At 28.4% G+C, this 2,455-nt stretch carries 4 protein-coding genes; 2 read left to right on the forward strand and 2 right to left on the reverse strand.

What is annotated here, in order from left to right; genetic code table 11:
• Window positions 1-135: 135 nt before the first annotated feature.
• Window positions 136-591, reverse strand: coding sequence for a hypothetical protein (locus K8344_RS13780; protein ID WP_237609260.1), 456 nt, complete (start codon window positions 589-591; stop codon window positions 136-138).
• Window positions 591-1,103 carry a hypothetical protein gene (locus tag K8344_RS13785; protein WP_237609261.1) on the reverse strand — a complete coding sequence of 171 codons (513 nt, stop codon included), beginning with the start codon at window positions 1,101-1,103 and terminating at the stop codon, window positions 591-593. The genes K8344_RS13780 and K8344_RS13785 overlap by 1 nt, the downstream gene beginning before the upstream one ends.
• A 293-nt stretch (window positions 1,104-1,396) precedes the next feature.
• On the opposite strand from K8344_RS13785, the gene K8344_RS13790 reads away from it, so the two are divergent.
• Window positions 1,397-1,819, forward strand: a complete 423-nt coding sequence (locus tag K8344_RS13790; RefSeq protein WP_237609262.1) for a hypothetical protein — start codon at window positions 1,397-1,399, stop codon at window positions 1,817-1,819.
• A 166-nt stretch (window positions 1,820-1,985) separates the two neighbouring features.
• Window positions 1,986-2,252 (forward strand): hypothetical protein, encoded by a 267-nt coding sequence (locus K8344_RS13795; protein ID WP_237609263.1) that lies wholly within the window; start codon window positions 1,986-1,988, stop codon window positions 2,250-2,252.
• The last annotated feature ends 203 nt before the right edge of the window (window positions 2,253-2,455 follow it).

A 2,455-nucleotide genomic window follows, 5' to 3' on the forward strand; every position in this document is an offset into this window, starting at 1 on the left:
AGGACTAATTGAAATATTTTTGGCTTGTATCAAACCTTAGGTTAAGTCAAAAATTTAGAGCTTCATGATCGCCTACTTATCATATACGAAACGTTAGGCATAATTTGAGCCAATCTTTATGTAAAAACGGAGTTATTAAAAACTGTAAGACGTTTGGATATTTTCTCTTTCTAATTTAGGCACTATCCACCCTTTAATATTTGATAAGTACTCTTTAGAATCTTTTAATCTACCTTTTCTTAAAGTTTTACCTATTTTAGAAGAAAAATACCCATCATATCTAGAGTTATATGATAATTGTCTTAAATTAAGGTAATCAGTTCTAATTTTTCCATCAATAATTAATTCTGGTCGCTCACCTATTCCTTGTGATTTTGTCTTTTCGTTAAAATCGGAATGGCTTTCCAAATTAATACCTTTTGTATTAGCGTAGGATTTCATATAATGTAAACCACAATAAAAAACTATAGTAGTTTTCCAATCATAAAATTCTGATGGACTATTTGCCTCAACAACTACTAAAAAATTTTCGTTTGATACTGCCTGTTTGCAGAAATTACAAACAGTTTTAGACTGAACTGATTCTGACATTAAATAAAATCCCTGATTTCAATAACGTCATCTGAAATAACATCTTCCTTTGTAATTTCTTTCGGTAGGAAATCAATATCTACATTTAGAATGTCGCTATATGGTTTACTATAAAACTTTTCTTGAATTTCATTTCTAAAAGAGTCTCTATTATCGAATGTATTATCTAGAAGTTTAACTAAATAGAAATTTGAGTTACTTTTAGGTATAAATAGTAATTCAATTTCTTCCTTTCTTTTAGAAAAAATTTCTTCAATCATTTTATTGTGAATCAATTCACCTAAAAACATTTTGGAGATAGTAGCCATTTTATAATTTGATTCTATAGGGTGGCTATGAATTTGTTCTATATTTTGAGCAATTTCATCTTTTTCACCTTTCAAATCCAATTTAACAACACTGCTTTGAATTTTATCCAATAATTCACTTACTTTTTCGCCATACTGTTCGACTAAAAAAGCAATTACACTATTGTTATTGGCTATTTCGCTATTTTGATTTATTGTATTCACAACTTATAAAGATAGTTAATAAAAAACACTTATACATTCTTAATAAAGAAAAATGAATTGTTTAATATAACGAGACAAATATAGTAACTTATATATAATACACTATAACTATTCGATAAGTTTAACGAAATAGTAACTGAAAGATAAAAAAACTATGCCTAACAAAGTATATAAAAAATAGCTAACTCCGTGCCAAATTAAATTTGTACAGTTTTTTAAATAACGTTATTTTAGTAGGAAAAGTATGTGTTTATTTACTTGCTACTTTTCATATACTAGACCGTTGGCAATAATTGACCAAAACTAAGGTGATAGATAATTATAAAAAAGAGACGATATATGGACTGCTCTACACAGTAGGCTTTTCCTTATTTATTGTTGTAATGGACTTTTTCTCTGAACACTTTTTTTGGTCGACAGTTATTATATTAATCGTTGGGAGATTTCTATACGACCTCTTCTATAAAATACTCATTACAGATGTAGAAACGGAGAATGACTTAATTACTATCGTTCATTATAGTATTGTATTTGGAAAAGAAGAAATGAAAATTAAATTGGAAGATATTGAAGAAATGAATAGTAAAAGTGCGGATCAAATAACTATTGTTATAAACGGTGAAAACGGTCCTGTGTATAAAAAATTCTACAATAATGCTAGTCCTTGGAGTGAAATAAACAGAAAGCTTACTGAATTACAAAAACTATTGCATTGATAAAAAAATATAGAAATCAAAAATTGGTTCAATTGATTCTCGGAATTATTTGGCTGATCTATATTTGGTATTCTGTGGATTCTCATATCATCCAAATTGGAATGTTAGCTCTTATAATTTTTATTCTCTTATAATTTTTATTGGAATTGCATATAGCACAAAATTATTGACGAATATTAAAAAGAGCGACGGATGTTATAGTTTTGAGACCTATTCAATTATAACTCAAAAGGAAGAGATGAAGATTCCTGAATCTCAACTTGTGGATTTACAATACTATTCGGATTCATTCTTTAAAGCGTATAATTTTGTTTTAAAGTATGATGGAACCAATGGAGTTGTGACTAAAAAACTCTATCTAAATGCTGAACCCAATAGTGAATTTAGATCCGAAATAAACCGAATAAGAAAAACTATTGCCAACAATGTATAATCGTAATTACGGCGGATTCGACTACGTCCGAATCCACGCGTAATTGCTACCGTCTATGCTTATCTAAAAAAACATTAAATTTAATCCCGTAACTGTGGTTATACGAAACGTTGTACGCAAGCAAAACAGAATCACGTATATGAAATTAAAATTTATCCTGACAGGAATATTCATAACATTTTTAAGCACATTAAAAGCACAGG

This window comes from Aequorivita xiaoshiensis (genome assembly GCF_022008395.1).
In the GTDB taxonomy this organism is placed as follows: domain Bacteria; phylum Bacteroidota; class Bacteroidia; order Flavobacteriales; family Flavobacteriaceae; genus Aequorivita; species Aequorivita xiaoshiensis.

Coding starts and splice junctions, on each gene's coding strand:
- K8344_RS13780 (WP_237609260.1), bottom strand. CDS start 591: ATGTCAGAATCAGTTCAGTCTAAAACTGTTTGTAATTTCTGCAAACAG.